Source organism: Aminobacter sp. SR38 (assembly GCF_014843375.1).
In the GTDB taxonomy this organism is placed as follows: domain Bacteria; phylum Pseudomonadota; class Alphaproteobacteria; order Rhizobiales; family Rhizobiaceae; genus Aminobacter; species Aminobacter ciceronei.
On sequence record NZ_CP062120.1, the window covers coordinates 41,465 to 59,787 of the forward strand.

Consider the following 18,323-nt stretch of genomic DNA (forward strand, 5'->3'; position numbering starts at 1 on the left):
TGCATTTGGGCCTGGCGCGCGTGCAGCTGCTTCCCCGCAGCGATGGATACCGCCGCTTCACTGGGTCACCAATTGACGCGCTGGTCTACCTCGTCGGGTTGAGCTGCCAGATCCCAATCCGGCTCGCCTTGCGCACCATCATCCACCGGCGCGTCGCAGCCCTCCCACAGCGGTGGCCCGCGTGCCGGGGTGATGTGCGGGGGGGCAGACTCCACCCCGATGTGGTTCAGGATGTGGCGGATTTCGGCGCTGTGGGTGATGAAGGCAATGATGCGCATCTGCCCACCGCACATGGGGCACAGCAGCGGAAATGCCTCGTAGATGCGGGCAATCAGCACCGCCCACAAGTAATGCGCCGCTCGCTTCGGGCGTGCTTCAGGTTCGGGTGTGGGTGTGGCCGCGTTGCCCGGCGCCGCCACCCCAGGTACGCCCGCGCCAGGTTGTGCAGTCTCCACCGTGGCTGGTTGCGACGCAGCAGGCTGGGCCAGCGCCGTTACCGCCGCTCTCAGCGGCGAGTTTGGTGCCAGCACACCAAAGTAGCGGTGCCGGTGGGTGCGTGGCGGTGGCACCAGCGCGGCGATGCGGTCGATCAGTTCCAGCGGTGTGAGGTGCAGCTCATCTGCCTTGGCACCACGCTTGTCACTGGTGGGCTCGCTGCGCTGTTTGGCACAGCGGTACACCAGTTTGCTTCCCTCTTTGCGTAGGCGCTCCATGGAAAACGGTGGACGCGCGCAATAGCGCAGCAGCCGCTCCAGCGCAGCGCGGTCGTGGGCTTCGATGCAGACACCGGCGTCCACCGAGAAGCCGCTGTGTTTGTAGCCCAGCATGTCTTTGGCGTCACAGTTCTCCAGCAGGCCCCGAGCAACGAAGGCGCGCAGGATGCGTTTTTGCAGTGTGGTCTGCACTGGGGCCACGGTAGCCGCATCGATGCCGGTGGCCGCGTGAAAGATGACACCCGGCGATGAGATTCGAGGGGTCGCATCAGCATCGCCCTCGCCCTCCACTTCCTCAAACACCCCGTCCACCACACAAACGTGGAAGTGGACGTGTTCATTGAGGCTGGAGCCGAATCGGTGAATGAAGGCGATGGCACCGATGTGCAGGCCTGCCTTGTCCATATGGGCCGCACCGGGGCTGTGGGTCTGCAGAGTTTGTGCGATCACCCGCAGAAAGATGCGCAGCACCATGCTCAGCACCGCTCCGTCGCGTTGCATGAAGTACCGCAACCTCTTGGGCACGGAGAGCACCCACTGGCGCACCGGCAGGCGGGGGAAAACGTGGTCGCTCAGGTGTGCCGCCGTCTCCACCATCCGCCGCGTGGTGCACGAGGGGCAGACTCCCCGGCCTTTGCAGGAGAAGGCTACAAAGTAGTCGTGCCCACAGTCGCCGCAGCGAGCGCGGGCAAAGCCATGGGCAAAGATGCCGCACTCAAGATACTTGGCAAACGCTTTGCGCACGAAGGGCTTGGGGGTGTGGTGGTCGCCCTGGCCGTCGAACTGACCCGCGCTGGCCAACTCTAGCCAGGTCTCGTAGTGCTCGGCTACCATTTGGTAGAGCAGCGTGCGTTCGGGGTGGCGTGGGTTGTAGAGCTTGGGCTTGGAAGTGGCTGACATGAATACTGTACAAATGCACAGTATTCTGCGGCGATTGTTTGGGTACGCAAAGCACAAGGCCCGAACCGTCGCCAGTTCGGGCCTTGTCAGGGTAGCTTGGCTGCGGACTTACTTGCGCGCAGGCGGCACATCCGTGCAGCTGCCATGCGCCACTTCCGCCGCCATGCCGATGCTCTCGCCCAGCGTCGGATGCGGGTGGATGGTCTTGCCGATGTCCACTGCGTCCGCACCCATCTCGATAGCCAGCGCGATCTCTCCGATCATGTCGCCCGCGTGGGTGCCGACCATGCCACCGCCCAGGATCTTGCCGTGGCCCCGGCCAGCATGGCCGTCTCCTGATCCTGCTTCGGGGCTGTCGTCGAACAGCAGCTTGGTGAAGCCTTCGTCGCGGCCGTTGGCAATGGCGCGGCCCGAGGCCGTCCAGGGGAACAGGCCCTTCTTGACCTTGATGCCTTGGGCCTTGGCCTGGTCTTCCGTCAGGCCCACCCAAGCCACTTCAGGGTCGGTGTAGGCCACGCTTGGGATCACGCGGGCGTTGAAGGCGGCGCTTGCCAGCTCTTTGTTGCCTTGCAGTTCACCGGCAATCACTTCTGCCGCCACGTGTGCCTCATGCACCGCCTTGTGCGCCAGCATGGGCTGCCCGACGATGTCGCCGATGGCGAAGATGTGCGGCACGTTGGTGCGCATCTGGATGTCGACGTTGATGAAACCGCGGTCCGTCACAGACACGCCGGCCTTTTCAGCGGCAATCTTCTTGCCGTTGGGCGTGCGGCCCACGGCCTGCAGCACCAGGTCGTACACCTGGGGTTCGGGGGTGGTGCCGCCCTCTTCCGCTGGCGCGAATGTGACCTTGATGCCTTCAGGTGTGGCCTCGGCACCCACGGTTTTCGTCTTCAACATGATGTTGTCGAAGCGCTTGGCGTTCATCTTCTGCCAGATCTTGACCAGGTCGCGGTCGGCGCCCTGCATCAGGCCGTCCATCATTTCCACCACATCCAGGCGTGCGCCCAGGGTGCTGTACACCGTGCCCATTTCCAGGCCGATGATGCCGCCGCCCAGGATGAGCATGCGTTTGGGCACGCCGCTGAGCGCCAGCGCGCCGGTGGAATCGACCACGCGCGGGTCGTTGGGCATGAACGGCAGGCGCACGGCCTGGCTGCCAGCGGCGATGATGGCGCGCTTGAAGGCGATGACCTTCTTGGTGCCCGTCTTCTCCTGGCCCGTGCCGGTGGTTTCTTCCACTTCGAGGTGGTTGGCGCCGACAAAGGCACCGTAGCCGCGAACGGTGGTGACCTTGCGCATTTTGGCCATGGCGGGGTCTCCTCGTTTTCAGTGCAATAAGTGACGGTACGCAAAGCTAGCACTGGCGCGGGGGTGGTCTGGGTAGACCGTTGATTTCATTGACTTTCCTGTTCGCTTTGTAAACGGGTATGGTGGCCTCCCACTTTTGAGGTTCACGATGCAGGGTTGGCACACAACGTTTTTGGGGATGCGTGGGCTCCCCCGCGATATCAGCGACTTCGAGATGAAGGCATTTTTCACCTTCGATGGTGCCGAGCGCGACGCAATCAATGCACGCCGAGGTGATTCCCACAAGCTTGGTCTGGCGCTCCATATTGGTTTCCTGCGCATGAGTGGGCGTTTGCTCGGTGCCTTTCGGGTAATTCCAGTAGCCTTGTGGCGCCACCTTGGCAACGAGCTTGGCATTGCAGCACCAGAAGTCGCCTCGCTGAGAGCCATGTATGAACGCGGGCGCACGCTATTCGATCACCAACAAGTAGCCTGCACGGTCCTTGGATTCCAGTGGATGAGCGAGCACCAGCGCCGCTCACTGGTACGTGAACTGCGCGACGAAGTGGCGCGCTGCGCCGACCGCGATCAGCTACTCGTGCGGGCGCGTCAATGGCTGTACAAGAACAAGCTGGTGATCGTGCACGAGCGGGCAATTCGGACACTGATTGCGGCGGCACTTGCCCAGCTTGAAGTTGAAACAGGCACCGCCATCGCCGCCAGCGTTGATCCAGCAACACTTGATCGCTGGCGAGCCTCAGTTTCAGAGCTGCGCCCAGATGGACAAACCCAGCAGAGTTGGCTATGGGCTGCACCGGCGAAACACTCAACCCGCCAAATCAGCGAGGTACTGGAGCGCATCGACCTGCTTTACACGCTGGACGTTCATAAGCACCTGGCAGACATCCCCGATCTCATCTTGCGCCGCTACGCGCGCCGACTTGTCTCCAGGCCGCCCTCAGCCGGAGCCAAGATCAAAGAGCCAGCGCGCACCGTGGAGGTCGCATGCTTTCTTCGGTATTGCCTGTTCACCACCACAGACCAGTTGATCCTTATGGTGCAGCGCCGGATCGCCGATCTGTGGCGTCAGGCTGCCGCCGATGTCCCCGCTACCGTCAATTGGGCCGCAATGTACAAAACGCTGCTCGGCGAACTTGTTGCCTTGAGCGCGCAAGGTGCGGTGCCAGATGCTGAGTTGCGTGCCCGTCTTGAAGCCTTGATCACCGAAACCCAGAAACGCAAACCACCGAGCAGGGCCTCCCTGGTCCGCGAGGGATTGATTGATGGAATTCGCCCCGTGCGGTCGTTGCTCGTCGCCATTGCAAAGCTGCCCTGGCAGTACCGGCGAGCATCCTGCCATCGAGTACCTTGCCAAGCTGCAAGCTTTATATCTCAAAGGATCCAGAAAGCTGCCAGTTGAAGTGGTGGCACCAAGTCTGGGAATGATCTGGCAGGTTTCGATCTCCAGCCCAGACCGGGAACGGGCGTTTCAGGCGTTGGAGGTGGCCACCCTGTTTGCCCTGCGCCGCGCGGTGCGCAATGGCTCGGTCTGGATTGAGCACAGCCTGAGCTTTCGGGGTCGTGCGCGCTTGTTCTTCACGGACGAGCGTTGGCAGGCAGAGTCCAAGAAACACTATGCCCGTCTATCGTTACCCAGCAAGGCTGCCACTTTCTTGAAGCCTTTGCTGGCCAGAGTAACTGCCGGTGTCGATGCGGTGGCCGCTGCAGCCCGCAGTGGCGTACTGCGCGTGGATGATGAACTCCATTTGTCGCCATTGCCCGCAGAGGACGAAGACCCAGAAGTGACCAAGCTGCGCGCGGCTTTGGATCACCGCATCGGTGAGGTTCAATTGCCGGAAGTGATTCTGGCCGTTGACGCCCAGGTGCGCTTTAGCTGGATCATGCTCGGACGTGAGCCGCGCTCTACCGACGAGCTGCTGATGGTCTATGCCGGCATCATGGCCCACGGCACCAGTCTGACTGCGGTCGAATGCGCGCGCATGATTCCGCAATTGTCTGCCACCAGCATTCGCCAGGCCATGCGCTGGGCGCGGGACGAACGGCGTCTGAGCCAGGCCTGCCAGGCTGTGCTGGAATTCATGCAGCGACACCCGATTGCCGCCACCTGGGGGCGGTCCGATTTGGCATCTTCTGACATGATGAGCATGGAGACCACCAAACGGGTGTGGCAAGCCCGGCTTGATCCTCGGCGCAACACACCTTCCATTGGAATCTACTCCCATGTAAAAGACCGGTGGGGCATCTTCCATGCGCAGCCCTTTGTGCTCAATGAGCGCCAGGCGGGCGTGGCCATTGAAGGTGTCATCCGCCAAGAAAAGCTGGAGACCAGCCAGCTTGCTGTGGATACCCATGGCTACACCGACTTTGCCATGTCACATGCCCGTTTGCTTGGTTTTGATCTTTGCCCGCGGTTGAAGGAACTCAAACAGCGCCACCTCTTTGTGCCACGCGGCACCAAAGTGCCCGCAGAAATCGCTGCGGTGTGCGAAGCCAATGTCGACGTCGCTTTGATCGAAAAGCATTGGGATAGTCTGGTGCACCTGGCAGCCTCGGTCATGAGCGGACATGCCAGTGCGGTGGCAGCTCTTGCGCGGTTCGGTTCTGCCGCCCAGGGCGATCCAATCTATGAGGCTGGCGTGCAATTGGGGCGGTTGCTGCGTACGGCGTTTTTGGCTGACTACTTTGTCAAGGACGCTTTCAGGAACGAGTTGCGCCGGGTGCTCAATCGGGGCGAGGCTGTTAACGCCCTCAAGCGCGCCATTTATACCGGCCGGATCAGCCCGGCGCAGGCCAAACGTGTCGATGAAATGCAGGCTGTGGCCGATGCGTTGAGCCTGATGGCCAACATCGTGATGGCGTGGAATACCTCACAGATGCAGGCGGTCCTGGATCGCTGGTCGAACCGCCGCCAGGTCATTCCACCGGAACTGATCGGGAAGATTGCGCCCACCAGGCTGGAGAGCATCAACTTGCGGGGTGTGTTTCGCTTCCCGGTTGACCGCTATGCTGACCAAATCCTGCCTTCGCGGCCAAATGCATCGATAACTGGCACCAATGGATGAAACCGACCACGGTTTGACGCCACGAATCGCAGATTTGAAAGTGAACAGGAAAGTCAATGAAATCAACGATCTACCAACACCACCTCCGCGCCAGTGCTAGCTTTTCGTACCGTCACTTATTGCACTGAAAACGAGGAGACCCCTGTTCGCGTTGGCTTCCTATGGTCGGCGCGATCCCGCTTCCCTGGAACAGTTGCGCGCCACCTTTGCAAAGGAAGGCATTCCCCCGGAATTTCTGTCACATTACGAGGCTGATGGACCCTTTGCATGTCTTAGACAGAATGACGGGTTAAGTGACAAATTTTGACGACCAGAACTTTCCGGTGCACACTGTCACATAATCGAACGTATATGTGACAGGTACAAGATGCTGATTGGCTACATGCGAGTATCGAAGGCGGATGGCTCCCAGGCGACGGACTTGCAGCGCGATGCGCTGGTCGCGGCCGGTGTTGATCCGGCGCATCTCTATGAAGACCAAGCGTCCGGAAAACGCGAGGATCGTCCCGGTCTGGCGAGCTGTCTGAAGGCACTACGGCCAGGCGACACGTTGGTCGTTTGGAAACTGGATCGGCTCGGGCGCGACCTGCGCCATCTGATCAATACCGTCCATGACCTGACCGGACGCGGCATCGGCCTCAAGGTGCTGACCGGGCACGGCGCGGCCATTGACACCACGACCGCCGCCGGCAAGCTGGTCTTCGGTATCTTCGCCGCGCTGGCCGAGTTCGAGCGCGAGTTGATCGCCGAGCGCACCGTGGCGGGCCTGGCCTCAGCACGGGCACGCGGCCGGAAAGGCGGCCGGCCGTTCAAGATGACCGCCGCCAAGCTGCGGCTGGCGATGGCGGCAATGGGGCAGTCAGAGACCAAGGTCGGCGACCTGTGCCAGGAACTTGGCATCACGCGGCAGACCCTGTATCGGCATATTTCACCCAAGGGCGAGCTACGTCCAGATGGCGAGAAGCTACTCAGCCGAATTTGATGCCGACATGAGGCGACGTAGCGAAAGCGTGGTTTGTCTCAATTTGACGGCGGCGAACCGCAAGCGTTCGGTTCGCCGCTCGTTTCGGTCGCAGTGCTGGCCCGCGCCTGGAAACGTTGATAACACTCCAGCCCGCAGAAGTGCTCGACGTACTCCGCGCCTTCCGGTGTGAAGGCGGCATCGAGCGGAATTTCCTTGCAGCACACGCAGCAACTGGTGGCGGTCGGATCATTTGCATTCATGGTGGCACCCCTCCATTGACTGACGAAGACGGCGAATGCCGCCGCCGGCATCGGCTTTGCGAACAGAAAGCCTTGCCCGCGCTCGAACGCTTGGGCCCTCCGCCGTAGTCCATCCATCCGGCCGGGAAGCGCTCATGATCTTTCCCTGAATGCCCGCAACGCCCGCGCCAGTGACAGAAGAAACAGGCCGGTCAAACCGAGCGCCGTGATGACCCAATACTCGACAAGGAATGCACCGGCGGTTGTGCCGGCCAGCACGGCAGCGAGGATGGACAGGTGGCAGGGGCAAGTCAGCACGGCCAGCGTGCCCCACAGGTAGCCGGTGAACGGTTTGTGCGTCTCGGCCGGCATGCGCTCGGGGCTGTTCATGGCAAACTCTCCGCATGCTGTGCCGGCGCGGTCGGCATGGCGGCCAACTGCACTTCCAGATTGGCCAACGCTTCGCGCCGGCGTTCGACGAACTGACGCAGCACAGCAAGCTGCGCGGCAGTTTCATCGCAGTTCGCCGCATCCAGCGCCCGGCACAGCCGCGCCAATGCGCCGAGGCCGATGCCCGCCTCGAAGGCGGCCCGCACGAAGCACAGTCGCTGCAAGGCGGCGTCATCGAACAGGCCGTAGCCACCCGTGGTGCAGGCGACTGGCCGCAGCAATCCGCGCAGCAGGTAGTCGCGCACGATATGCACGCTCACCCCGGCATCAAGGGCCAGCCGGGACACCGTGTAGGCGTTCATCGAACACCTCCTTTTGGTCGGTTCACGGCAATGCATATACCGTTTCGCCGAGTTCAATCCGCGCGCTGCGAATCCGATGCCGGTGCCGTAGAACATTGGGTCGATATCCGATCACGGTGTCCTAGATGACATGGTCTGCAACAGATGTCGATTAAACTCCTGGCCCAAGCCGAAAGCCTCGTGGACACTGACGATCGCCAATCCTTCCAATCCTTGATGCTTGGAGGCCCAGTCTTCCGCCGTCGGGACAGATGCAAAGAAATGTACATGGCAACAGAAGGACTGACGAACGTCGGCTGCTTCCTGCGGCAATACCAAGGACACCGCCATGCCGGCAGGTTCGACAGCCTGTATCTCGCTGGGTGAAACCGTGAGTGAAACGGGTGCTCCGGTTGCAGCGCAATGCGATGAGACGCGAGCTGTACGGCCGATCAGCGCCGGAAATATCAAGGTGTCCAGCGCGCACCAGGCATACAGACGGCGGTCGTCAATTTCAAAGACATACGAAGTCTCGCGCAAGGTGAGGCCGTAGCCGATGATGTTCCCATCTTTGTCATATTCGGTACTGGTGGCCTGTTCGAGTACGGCGGCCACTCGCTCAGCGGGCCAGTCGAGAATCCCGGCAAGTGTCGTTCGTGAAACCGGACGCCCCTTGGCGAGTTCCCGCAGTAGCGGGACCAAGAGATCCGCAGTACCATTGGTACGATTGACCGAAGTGAGACGTTCTAAAATATATGGGGCGAGCTTCATGGTTCCATCTCCTTTCATCCTGCGCAGCAGGACAATTGTTTGACATCCTTGGTGAAGGTCTGCGCCGCGAGCTTCAGCCCCTCGACCATCGTCAGGTAGGGGAACAACTGGTCAGCCAGTTCCTGTACGGTCATGCGGTTACGGATCGCGAGCACCGCCGTCTGGATCAGCTCGCCCGCTTCCGGGGCCACTGCCTGTACCCCAATGAGTCGTCCGCTACCTTCCTCGGCTTGTCCTTTCGAATTTGAATTGGATAGCGTAACCTTACTTCCGTACTCATGTACGGAGTCAAGCGGTATGGAAAATAATTTGGAGAACCTGACCATTGGCGTTTTTGCCAAGGCAGCCGGCGTCAACGTGGAGACCATCCGGTTCTATCAGCGCAAGGGCTTGTTGCCCGAGCCGGACAAGCCCTATGGCAGCATTCGCCGCTATGGCGCGGCGGACGTGACACGGGTGCGATTCGTGAAATCGGCCCAGCGGTTGGGCTTCAGCCTGGATGAAATCGCCGAGTTGCTGCGGCTCGACGATGGCACCCACTGCGAGGAGGCCAGCAGCCTGGCCGAGCACAAGCTCCAAGACGTGCGCGAGAAGATGGCCGATTTGGCGCGCATGGAGGCTGTGCTGTCTGACCTGGTGTGCGCCTGCCATTCGCGGCAGGGGAATGTTTCGTGTCCGCTGATTGCGTCGTTGCAAGGTGGAACGAGCTTGGCAGGGGCTTCCACAGCTTAGCGTGCTTTATTTTCCGTTTTCTGAGGTGCCCCCTACCAGCAACGCACCGCCGAAGACCGGCAGCAGGAGCGCGAGCAATTCCAGATGGTTAACCGGGGCCTGAAAGACCAGATTCAAGACCTGCAAAACCGGCTCATCCAAGCCGAGTCAAGAGCGTCCGAGCTGATAGACACTAATGCGCAATTACAACGACAAACGCATGAGCTCGAACAGGCCAATGCGATGCACAAAAGCACCTTGGATAGGCAAGTGGCCGATATCCAGAACTTGGAGCATCAACTTAACGACGCCTCGGCAAAAAACCGGGAGCGGAAGCATGAAAGCAAACAATTGGCGGATAATATTGCCGCACTCGCAAGCCAGAAAGCAGATGCCGATAAGCAGGTGGCCGTACTATCCCAAGCATTAGAGGTCACCAAAACGGATCTGAAAGCCTCTCAGAATAGAGCGGAAGTTCTGTCCGATGAGAACAAGTTGATTCTTCAGGAAAAAGCGGTGATTCAGGGGCAGTTTAAGCAGCTTCAGGAGTCACTGTCGCGATAAAGGCTTTAGTCAAACATTCATCGAAAAAGCTATATTAATCAATATATTATATACGAAGTGGCTAATTCCAACGCTTTTACCGGCCGGACCTCAAGTAGCTGCACCGGCCGCCATTTCATTCAAAGAGGCCTCGACGACAGTCAAAACTGTTCGACGCACGTCGATCTTCCATCGCACGCGCTCGACGCATCGGTCCAGGCTTTCGCTATCGTCTGCGTCCAATGCTTTGCAAAGTCGCGCCAGTTCGTCGAGCCCAATTCCGGACTCGAAGGCTGCGCGGAGAAACCGCAGCCTTCCGAGTGTTTTGTCATCGAAAATGTTATAGCCACTTTCGGTTCGCCGAGCAGGGTGCAACAAGCCGCGTATCATGTAGTCGCGCACGACATGCACGCTGACGCAAGCATCATCAGCCAGCTTCGATATCGAGTACGCATTCATACTGGGCTTTCCTCGCAGTCCTCTAGCAGCTTAAGCGCGACATCATGACCAAGGTCGAACGCACTCTCGACAGGCACGACCTCAATCCCTTGGTGGGTCGAAGCCCACGAATTTGCAATAGACGGAGACGCAAAGAAATGCACATGACAGCAAAACGAACAACGAATGTCGGGCGAAGTATCCGGAGTTCGCAGTGAAACCATTGCTTCTGCCGGTTCGACATGAAGCACTGCTTCTGGTGCAACGGTGAGAGTGATCGGCCTACCGGTGGCGGCGCAGCGGGAAGTGACACGGGCAATCTTGCCGGTCAAGGCGGGAAACATCAAGGTGTCCAGCGCACACCATGTGTACAAATGACGGCCATCCACCTCAAAAACGTGAGAGGTTTCACGTAGTGTCAGCCCCAGTCCAATGATATTGGCCTCGTCGTCATATTCCGTACCAGGTGCCTGCTCAAGTACCGTTGCAACTCTCGCTCCAGACCATCCGAGTGCGCCGGCGAGCTTTTCGCGTGATACAGGTCCCCCCATCGCTAGCTGTCGGAGCAGCGCGACAAAGAGCGTTGCGAACTCTTTAGGATGATTGCCAGATGAAAGGCTTTCGGCAATCTTTTTGGAATAAATAGTCTTGTCCATTTTCCACCTGTTATATCGGGCAGCGATCAACCGGGATAAACCTTACTCGGCGGTTACGTCCTGCGCTTAACAAAGACGAATTACTTTGTGCCTTGCCGGCGTTGCCATTCCTCGGCCAGCAGCTGGGCTTGCTGTAACTGTTCGGGCTTCATTTGAGCTGCATAGTCTGCAACGACTTTTGCTGCTGTCGGTTCTCCCGACGCTGCGGCCAGACTCATCCACTGGTATGCCTGCACCTGGTCGGGCGCGATGTCGGTAAGACCCTTTGCAAACAGCTGGGCCAGCCTGACTTGAGCCTGCGTGTGTCCCTGCTCGGCAGCGAGGCGGTACCACTTGAAAGCCTCTGCATCGTTGGCAGGAGCCGCACGCCCATTCTTATACATACCGTCGACTTCACTTCCGTAGAGGCGCCCGAGGTTGAACTGTGCATCGGCTTCACCCTGCTCGGCCGCCCTGCGGAACCACTGGATCGATGCCGCGTGGTTTTGCTTTACGCCCATACCGCATTTGTACGCAAGACCCATGATGTTCTGAGCCATGGCATCGCCAGCCCTGGCCTTCTTTTCCCAATCACTGACGGTCTCTGGCGACAATGTTTCAATCGCGGCGCCGAGCTTAGAAAAATCATAAGCCGCCAACGCTTGGTTTGGCATGCCTAACGTTGCGGTACTTGCCAGTACGATCGTCAAGCACGCGCGTACACGGCGTAATTTAAGTCTGATGTCACAAAACATAAAAACTCCTCTGTCCCTGTTTTGGTGCCCAAGGTTTAGCCGGCACAGCACGATAGCTGTGTCACATCCTTCGAAAAAGTCTGTGCCACCAGTTTGAGACCTTCAACCATGGTGAGGTAAGGGAAAAGCTGGTTAGCCAGATCCTGGACGGTCATGCGGGCCCGGATGGCAATCGCGGCAGTCTGGATGATTTCGCCTGCTTCCGGTGTCACAGCCTGGACTCCGAGAATGCGTCCGGACCCTGCCTCAGCAACAAGCTTGATAAAGCCGCGGGTATCGAAGTTGGCGAGTGCACGCGGCACATTGTCGAGCGTGAGCGTACGGCTTTCGGTTTGCAGACCAATGCGCTGGGCCTCTGCTTCACTGTAGCCTACCGTGGCAACTTGCGGATCGGTGAACACGACTGCCGGCATGGCGTCGAGATCGAGCTTTACGTCGCCGCCGGTCATATTAATGCCAGCCCGGGTACCAGCCGCGGCTGCAACGTAGACGTACTGAGGCTGGTCAGTGCAGTCGCCAGCTGCGTAAATGTTCGAAGCACTCGTGCGCATGCCTTGATCGATCAGGATGCGATGTTGCGAGTCAAACGTCACACCTGCGCGCTCGAGATTCAGGCTTGCGGTATTTGGCGTGCGGCCGGTGGCAACAAGCAATTGATCCACCTTTAACTCGCCCTGCGCGGTCGTCAGGATGAATTGGCGGTCGCAATAGGTCACGGCACTCGCCTGCGTCTGTGTCAGCACCGTGATGCCTTCCGCACGGAAAGCTGCAGTCACGGCCTCGCCAATGGCAGGGTCGTCACTGGCAAACAAGGTGCGCCGGGCCAGGACCGTCACCTCGCTGCCCAAGCGCGCAAACGCTTGTGCCAGTTCCAGTGCTACGACCGAGGCGCCAATTACTGCCAGCCGTTTAGGAATGGCTTCGCTAACCAGGGCTTCGGTGGACGTCCAATATGGCGTTCCTGCAAGACCAGGCAACGGCGGGATGGCAGCGCTTGCACCAGTGGCAATGAGACAGCGATCGAAGGCCACTTCGCGAGTGTCACCTTCTGCCGCTTCCACGATAAGCGTTTGGCCATCCTTGAATCGGGCGCTGCCTCGCACCAGATTGATCGACGGATTGCTTTCGAGGATGCTTTCATATTTAGCATGACGCAGCTCGTCCACACGGGCCTGCTGTTGCGCCAGCAGACGGTCACGCAGGACAACTGGGGGCGTTGCCGACAGTCCCACGTCAAAAGGACTTTCGCGTCGCAGATGAGCGATATGCGCTGCCCGAATCATGATCTTAGAAGGGACGCAGCCCACGTTGACGCAGGTGCCGCCGATAGTTCCCCGCTCGATCAGGGTGACACGGGCACCGTTTTCAGCTGCCTTCAGCGCTGCTGCCACAGCGGCGCCGCCAGTACCGATGATCGCCACATGCAGCTGACCTGCCGGTTTCTCCACCGCGCGCTCGCCGCTCAGCCACTGGGCGGCTTTGCCAAGGAGTCCTGGCTGTTCAACACTGCGCTCTTTGCTTTCAAATTCGTCTGTAGGCGTAGCACCGTAACCAAGGGCGCCCACTGCTGCTACGAGCGCGGACACGTCAAGCCTATTGCCTGTGACTTGCGCCTTGTTCGATGGATAATCGACAGCCGCTCGCGTTACGCCGGGGACCGCCAGCAGCGCGTCCTCAACGTGCCTTGTACAACTTGGGCAAGTCATTCCCGCCACGCTCAAACCAACTTCGTTTAACTCTTGCATTCCGCTCTCTCTTTTATCCGTTGTGCCCAAGCCAACTAGTACGACGCCTCGGTCACTGAATCGGTTGTGCGCTTCAGGGAACAGGCTCCGTGGGTCGTTTACAGGCTGCTCACGCGATGACGACCGGCAGAATCGCCTGAGCGGCATCTCTGCCGTGGTTCTAGCGATGCTGCCGTTATTTGTTGCCTTACTTCTTCAGCTCAGATGGGTAGCCTACATCCGTCGTCGCCTTGCTAAGCGCCTGGACGTTGGTCTTCGCATCGTCAAACGTTACGACGGCAAGCTTGGTTGAGAAGTCGACCTCGGTCTTGCTAACACCGTCGACCTTGCTCAAGGCCTTTTTAATGGTGATAGGACAAGTCGCGCAGGTCATGCCAGGAACGGCCAAGGTGACCGTCTGCGTGGCGGCCCACACCGGGGCAACAGCGGCGGCGAGGGCAAGGGAGGCAAACAGTTTCTTCATGATGAACTCCTGGTTAATAGAAAAATGGAACGACATAGGGAAATCCAAGCGCGACCAGGACCAGCACGGCCACGATCCAGAAAATCAGCTTGTAGGTGGCGCGCACCTGCGGAATCGCGCAGACCTCACCTGGCTTGCATGCCTGCACGGGCCGGTAAATCCGCTTCCAGGCGAAGAACAGCGCCACTAGCGCCGCGCCGATGAACAACGGTCGATAGGGTTCCAGCACCGTCAGGTTGCCGATCCAAGCACCGGAGAAGCCCAGGGCGACCAGTACTAGCGGCCCCAGGCAGCAGGTCGATGCAAGAATGGCGGCCAGCCCGCCGGCGAAGAGCGCACCGCGCCCGTTTTGTGGTTCAGACATACGTTGGCCCTTTTGAATTTGGATTGGATAGCGTAACCTTACTTCCGTACTCATGTACGGAGTCAAGCGATATGGAAAATAATTTGGAAAACCTGACCATTGGCGTTTTTGCCAAGGCGGCCGGGGTCAACGTGGAGACAATCCGCTTCTATCAGCGCAAGGGCCTGTTGCCGGAACCGGACAAGCCTTACGGCAGCATCCGCCGCTATGGGGAGGCGGACGTGGTTCGGGTGAAATTCGTGAAATCGGCACAGCGGCTGGGGTTCAGTCTGGACGAGATTGCCGAGCTGTTGCGGCTCGACGATGGCACCCACTGCGAGGAGGCCAGCAGCCTGGCCGAGCACAAGCTCCAAGACGTGCGCGAGAAGATGGCCGATTTGGCGCGCATGGAGGCTGTGCTGTCTGACCTGGTGTGCGCCTGCCATTCGCGGCAGGGGAATGTTTCGTGTCCGCTGATTGCGTCGTTGCAAGGTGGAACGAGCTTGGCAGGGGCTTCCACAGCTTAGCGTGCTTTATTTTCCGTTTTCTGAGACGACCACAGATCAGAAAAGACTGTGCAGCCGACTCTTGATATTCCGTGCAGTCACCTTCTGAAAATGACAGATAAATCGCATGACGGCCTTTTTGGCCGGGGGTAGCATGACCGGACACTTTGCGTATACCCAAAATGACCGGAGGAACCCATGACCAGCCGCAACGGCTACTTCCCAGGCAAGACCAAGGCGAAGCGCAGCGCGATCATCACGCCGCGCACCGCCCAGGAAACACAGATTGCGGCCATGCCGCGCCAGTCACGCGCAGCGCGCCAGGCGCTCGCCAAGACGCCACCGCTGCGCGTCGGCGGCGATGGCCTGGTCGAAGGTGCCGACCGCATCATGCGGACGCCGACCGAGCACCAGGCCGCCGGCGTCGCTTTCAAGGTCGCGCGCATCTACTTGCGCGTCAGCACCGACGAGCAGGACTTGACCAGGCAGGCCGCCATCGTGGAGAGCACCAGGGCCGCCGGCTTCTACGTCGCCGGCATCTACCGCGAGAAGGCTTCGGGCGCTCGCGCCGATCGCGCCGAGCTGCTGCGCATGATCGGCGACCTGCAACCCGGTGAAGTCGTCGTTGCGGAGAAGATCGACCGCATCAGCCGCCTGCCGCTGCCCGAGGCCGAACGCCTCGTGGCCTCGATCCGCGCCCAGGGCGCGCGCCTGGCTGTCCCTGGCGTGGTCGATCTATCCGACCTGGCCGCCGAGGCGAAGGGCGTGGCAAAGGTGGTGCTGGAGTCGATCCAGGACATGCTTTTGAAGCTGGCGTTGCAGATGGCCCGCGACGACTACGAGGATCGCCGCGAGCGGCAGCGGCAGGGCGTCGAGCTGGCGAAGGACGCCGGCCGCTACACCGGCCGCAAGGCCAACACAAAGGTGCATGAACGCATCGTGGCGCTGCGCAGCGCAGGCCACAGCATTCCAGAGACGGCCAGGCTGGCCGGGTGCAGTGAAAGCCAGGTCAAGCGCGTATGGGCGCTGCACAACCAGGCGCAGGCGTGACCTACTCGGCCGCCTCCAGCTCGCGCAGGCATTCCATGATCGCCGCCCGCTCCAGCGGATCGAGCTTGGCGAGCTTCGCTTGCCAGCGGGCTTTCTTCCGCTTGATGCGCTCGCGCTCGCGGAAGTTGCTGCCGAGGTAGCGCAGATCGTGCAGCTCGGCCGGCTCGGGGTAGTTCATCCACAGCCGTTCGATAGCGATGCCGCCGCGCGTCATCGCGTTGAAGTCGATGGTTCTCCATGACGCCAAGGGAGAGCTGTCATAGATCGTTGAGCTGTAGCCCGACACCATCACCGCGCACGGCAAGCCGGCCAGCACGTCGAGCAGCCGCACGTGGTCGGCGTCGTCGTATTCGTGGCGGTATAGCTTGCCGCCGCGCCGGCTGTCCATCACGTAGGGCGGATCGGCGTAGACGAACTCGGAGCCGGTGAACTGGTGGGACTCCAGCCAGGCCACGGCGTCGCCGTGGTGCAGCTCCAGGCCGGGCACGTCGAGCTGCTGCCAGACCTCGATCACCTCGGGATCAACGTCGATGCCGACGCTGCGGGCAGCGGGCCGCTTGCGCTCCAGGATGTTGCCGCCGCCCAGGTGCGTTTCGATGTACGTGTCGTGAGGCGGGATGTTGTTGATGATCGTCTGGTAGACGCCGGCACCGCCCTTGCCGCCGGGGTATCTCATGGCCTTCTTCCTGGAGTAAATCGGGACTTGGCCAGCATCGTCAGAAATGGCGATGCTGTCAAGGGAAGCCGGCCGGGCCTGCATCGTCAGAGCCGACGATGCGAAGCTGCTGGAGCGACCTGCAGCACCGCCAGGAATGGCGATGCCGGATCGCTCAGTAGGTGGGGATGTAGACCACCTCAATGTCCACGCGCTGGTTCTCGCGCCGGCCCTCGGCCGTCGAGTTGTCTGCCACGAAATCGGCGGCCGATGCGAAGTTCACCATGATCTTGAGCGGCGAGACGCCGCGCGCCACCAAGTACGACCTGGCCGAGAGTGAATCAAGCCGGTTTCCGTGGAGGCCGTTTCGTTTAAGTCAGGCCGCCATGGCCTGACCTGCTTGCTGCCGGTAGAAGTTTGCCTCAGCTTCCGCCGGCGGGATATCACCCAACGGCTCCATCAGTCGTTTCGTGTTGTACCAGTGAACCCAGTCCAATGTTGCCATCTCGACCGCCTCCCGGCTTTTCCAGGACTGACGATGGATGACCTCCGTCTTGTACAGCCCGTTGATGGTTTCGGCCAACGCGTTGTCATAGCTGTCGCCCTTGCTGCCCACCGATGGCTCGATACCGGCTTCGGCCAGCCGCTCGGTGTAGCTGATGGAGACATACTGACTGCCTCGGTCGCTGTGATGAATCAGGTCACCTGAGCGATCGAATCGACGGGCATGCAGCGCCTGCTCCAGCGCATCCAGCACGAAGTCCGTGGTCATGCGGCGGCTGACGCGCCAGCCCACAATCCGGCGTGCGAACACATCAATCACGAAGGCCACATAGAGCCAGCCCTGCCAAGTCGAGACATAGGTGAAGTCCGAGACCCAGAGCTGGTTCGGGCGGTCAGCCTTGAACTGGCGCTGCACACGATCCAGCGGGCAAACGGCCTTGTTGTCCTGAATCGTCGTTTTGACCACCTTGCCACGACGAATGCCTTCGATCTTGAGCTGCTTCATAAGCCGGGCCACGGTGCAGCGCGCCGTGTAGATACGTTCGCGACGCAGCTGCTTCCAGACTTTACGGGCGCCATAGCAGGACATGTTCTCCTCCCAGACGCGCTGGATCTCAGGCATCAGGACCAGGTCGCGCCGGCGACGCGCCGACAGCCGTTCTGGCTGCCGACATTGCGCCGCATGGCGGCGATAGCCAGACGGGGCGATCTGCAGCACACGGCAGATCGGCTCGACCCCGAAGCGATCTCGGTACGTGTCGACGAAGCGCTTCAGCTCTTGATGCGGCGGTCGAGCTCCGCCTGGGCGAAAAACGCGCTGGCCAGCTTCAGGATCTCGTTGGCTCGACGCAGTTCGCGGTTCTCGCGTTCGAGATCCTTGATGCGCTGCCGCTCCTCGGTGGTTGGGCCAGGAATGACGCCGGCATCGGTCTGCTGGCGACGCACCCAACCGTGCAGGGTCTGGGGGACACAGCCGATCTTGGGCGCGATGGATTCGATGGCAGCCCATTCGGAGGGGTAGTCATCACGGTGCTCCATGACCATGCGCACGGCACGCTCACGAACTTCGGGGGAGTAGGTATTGGATTTCTTCATGCCTCATTCTCTCAAGAGTTGAGGCCTCCACGAAACCCGGCTTGATTCAAAACCCGGCTTGATTCACAATAGCAATGCCATTGTTGAAAGATAACGTGACGCGCTTGTCTGTTTTGGTTCGCCTGCATAAGATTAATTATTCGTCAAGTCAACCACACAATCTTGCGCTACGAACTCATTCAACGGCGG

17 protein-coding genes, 6 pseudogenes and 1 other annotated feature are annotated in these 18,323 nt (G+C 60.2%); of the genes and pseudogenes, 7 read left to right on the top strand and 16 right to left on the bottom strand.

What is annotated here, in order from left to right; all coding sequences use genetic code 11:
- Positions 1-65: 65 nt before the first annotated feature.
- The gene (locus IG197_RS35230) at positions 66-1,613 is read right to left on the bottom strand and encodes an IS91-like element ISPps1 family transposase (protein ID WP_011117152.1); all 1,548 of its coding nucleotides are present in this window, start codon (positions 1,611-1,613) and stop codon (positions 66-68) included.
- 108 nt (positions 1,614-1,721) lie between these two features.
- Positions 1,722-2,936 (bottom strand): annotated as a pseudogene (locus IG197_RS35235) (NAD(P)/FAD-dependent oxidoreductase); the annotation flags it as partial.
- A gap of 136 nt (positions 2,937-3,072) precedes the next feature.
- Between IG197_RS35235 and IG197_RS35240 the strand changes: the two are divergent.
- From IG197_RS35240 to IG197_RS35250, 3 genes and pseudogenes are all read left to right on the top strand, one after another.
- Positions 3,073-5,986: pseudogene (locus IG197_RS35240) on the top strand (Tn3-like element IS1071 family transposase).
- 127 nt (positions 5,987-6,113) lie between these two features.
- A pseudogene (locus IG197_RS35245) lies at positions 6,114-6,293 on the top strand (TniQ family protein); the annotation flags it as partial.
- Between the two features lie 60 nt (positions 6,294-6,353).
- A complete protein-coding gene (locus IG197_RS35250) occupies positions 6,354-6,968 on the top strand; it encodes a recombinase family protein (RefSeq protein ID WP_010981357.1) in 615 nt (204 codons plus the stop codon).
- A 38-nt stretch (positions 6,969-7,006) separates the two neighbouring features.
- Here the strand turns inward: IG197_RS35250 and IG197_RS37070 are convergent, their stop codons facing one another.
- The 5 genes and pseudogenes from IG197_RS37070 to IG197_RS35275 form a co-directional block, all read right to left on the bottom strand.
- On the bottom strand, positions 7,007-7,327 hold the full coding sequence (locus tag IG197_RS37070) for a DUF3330 domain-containing protein (RefSeq protein WP_010981356.1): 321 nt from the start codon (positions 7,325-7,327) through the stop codon (positions 7,007-7,009).
- Positions 7,328-7,342: 15 nt separating this feature from the next.
- Positions 7,343-7,579, bottom strand: coding sequence for a broad-spectrum mercury transporter MerE (gene merE, locus IG197_RS35260; RefSeq protein ID WP_005413392.1), 237 nt, complete (start codon positions 7,577-7,579; stop codon positions 7,343-7,345).
- Entirely contained in the window at positions 7,576-7,941 is a 366-nt protein-coding gene (merD, locus tag IG197_RS35265) for a mercury resistance co-regulator MerD (RefSeq protein ID WP_000995361.1), read from the bottom strand. The genes merE and merD (IG197_RS35265) overlap by 4 nt, the downstream gene beginning before the upstream one ends.
- Positions 7,942-8,052: 111 nt before the next feature.
- Complete coding sequence (gene merB, locus IG197_RS35270) at positions 8,053-8,691, bottom strand: organomercurial lyase MerB (protein ID WP_000761850.1); 639 nt, start codon at positions 8,689-8,691, stop codon at positions 8,053-8,055.
- Positions 8,692-8,705: 14 nt separating this feature from the next.
- A pseudogene (locus IG197_RS35275) lies at positions 8,706-8,921 on the bottom strand (mercuric reductase); the annotation flags it as partial.
- Positions 8,922-8,988: 67 nt separating this feature from the next.
- Between IG197_RS35275 and IG197_RS35280 the strand changes: the two are divergent.
- Together IG197_RS35280 and IG197_RS36565 are read left to right on the top strand one after the other, a co-directional pair.
- Positions 8,989-9,423: a mercury resistance transcriptional regulator MerR gene (locus IG197_RS35280; RefSeq protein ID WP_010981353.1), complete on the top strand. Its 435-nt coding sequence runs from the start codon at positions 8,989-8,991 to the stop codon at positions 9,421-9,423.
- Between the two features lie 33 nt (positions 9,424-9,456).
- Positions 9,457-9,966, top strand: a pseudogene (locus IG197_RS36565) (chromosome partitioning protein ParA); the annotation flags it as partial.
- Between the two features lie 90 nt (positions 9,967-10,056).
- Here the strand turns inward: IG197_RS36565 and merD (IG197_RS35290) are convergent.
- The 6 genes from merD (IG197_RS35290) to IG197_RS35315 all read right to left on the bottom strand — a co-directional run bounded on the left by merD (IG197_RS35290) (position 10,057) and on the right by IG197_RS35315 (position 14,345).
- Positions 10,057-10,404: a mercuric resistance transcriptional repressor MerD gene (gene merD / locus IG197_RS35290; protein WP_021443905.1), complete on the bottom strand. Its 348-nt coding sequence runs from the start codon at positions 10,402-10,404 to the stop codon at positions 10,057-10,059.
- Positions 10,401-11,039, bottom strand: a complete 639-nt coding sequence (merB, locus tag IG197_RS35295) for an organomercurial lyase MerB (RefSeq protein ID WP_011405610.1) — start codon at positions 11,037-11,039, stop codon at positions 10,401-10,403. Before merB (IG197_RS35295) ends, merD (IG197_RS35290) begins: the two co-directional genes overlap by 4 nt.
- 80 nt (positions 11,040-11,119) lie before the next feature.
- Positions 11,120-11,773 (bottom strand): phenylmercury resistance protein MerG, encoded by a 654-nt coding sequence (gene merG / locus IG197_RS35300; protein ID WP_011405609.1) that lies wholly within the window; start codon positions 11,771-11,773, stop codon positions 11,120-11,122.
- A gap of 35 nt (positions 11,774-11,808) precedes the next feature.
- A complete protein-coding gene (gene merA / locus IG197_RS35305; RefSeq protein ID WP_011405608.1) occupies positions 11,809-13,518 on the bottom strand; it encodes a mercury(II) reductase in 1,710 nt (569 codons plus the stop codon).
- 187 nt (positions 13,519-13,705) lie between these two features.
- Positions 13,706-13,981: a mercury resistance system periplasmic binding protein MerP gene (gene merP / locus IG197_RS35310; RefSeq protein WP_011405607.1), complete on the bottom strand. Its 276-nt coding sequence runs from the start codon at positions 13,979-13,981 to the stop codon at positions 13,706-13,708.
- A 13-nt stretch (positions 13,982-13,994) separates the two neighbouring features.
- Positions 13,995-14,345 carry a mercuric transport protein MerT gene (locus IG197_RS35315; RefSeq protein WP_001294663.1) on the bottom strand — a complete coding sequence of 117 codons (351 nt, stop codon included), beginning with the start codon at positions 14,343-14,345 and terminating at the stop codon, positions 13,995-13,997.
- Between the two features lie 71 nt (positions 14,346-14,416).
- Here IG197_RS35315 and IG197_RS35320 point away from each other — a divergent pair, with 71 nt between their 5' ends.
- A complete protein-coding gene (locus IG197_RS35320) occupies positions 14,417-14,851 on the top strand; it encodes a mercury resistance transcriptional regulator MerR (protein WP_032490487.1) in 435 nt (144 codons plus the stop codon).
- Positions 14,852-15,028: 177 nt separating this feature from the next.
- Positions 15,029-15,880: a recombinase family protein gene (locus IG197_RS35325; RefSeq protein WP_011296189.1), complete on the top strand. Its 852-nt coding sequence runs from the start codon at positions 15,029-15,031 to the stop codon at positions 15,878-15,880.
- Between the two features lies 1 nt (position 15,881).
- Here IG197_RS35325 and IG197_RS35330 read toward each other — a convergent pair whose 3' ends face one another.
- The 3 genes and pseudogenes from IG197_RS35330 to IG197_RS35340 form a co-directional block, all read right to left on the bottom strand.
- Positions 15,882-16,556, bottom strand: coding sequence for a DNA methylase (locus IG197_RS35330; RefSeq protein ID WP_011178411.1), 675 nt, complete (start codon positions 16,554-16,556; stop codon positions 15,882-15,884).
- Between the two features lie 154 nt (positions 16,557-16,710).
- Positions 16,711-16,875, bottom strand: a pseudogene (locus IG197_RS35335) (OmpA family protein); the annotation flags it as partial.
- A 36-nt stretch (positions 16,876-16,911) separates the two neighbouring features.
- A protein-coding gene (locus IG197_RS35340) for an IS3 family transposase (protein WP_111734041.1) occupies positions 16,912-18,134 on the bottom strand; the annotation gives its coding sequence in 2 pieces (ribosomal slippage) (positions 16,912-17,846 and positions 17,846-18,134; 1,224 coding nt in all).
- Positions 17,740-17,856: a sequence feature (AL1L pseudoknot), on the bottom strand. It overlaps the preceding gene by 117 nt.
- Positions 18,135-18,323: the final 189 nt, after the last annotated feature.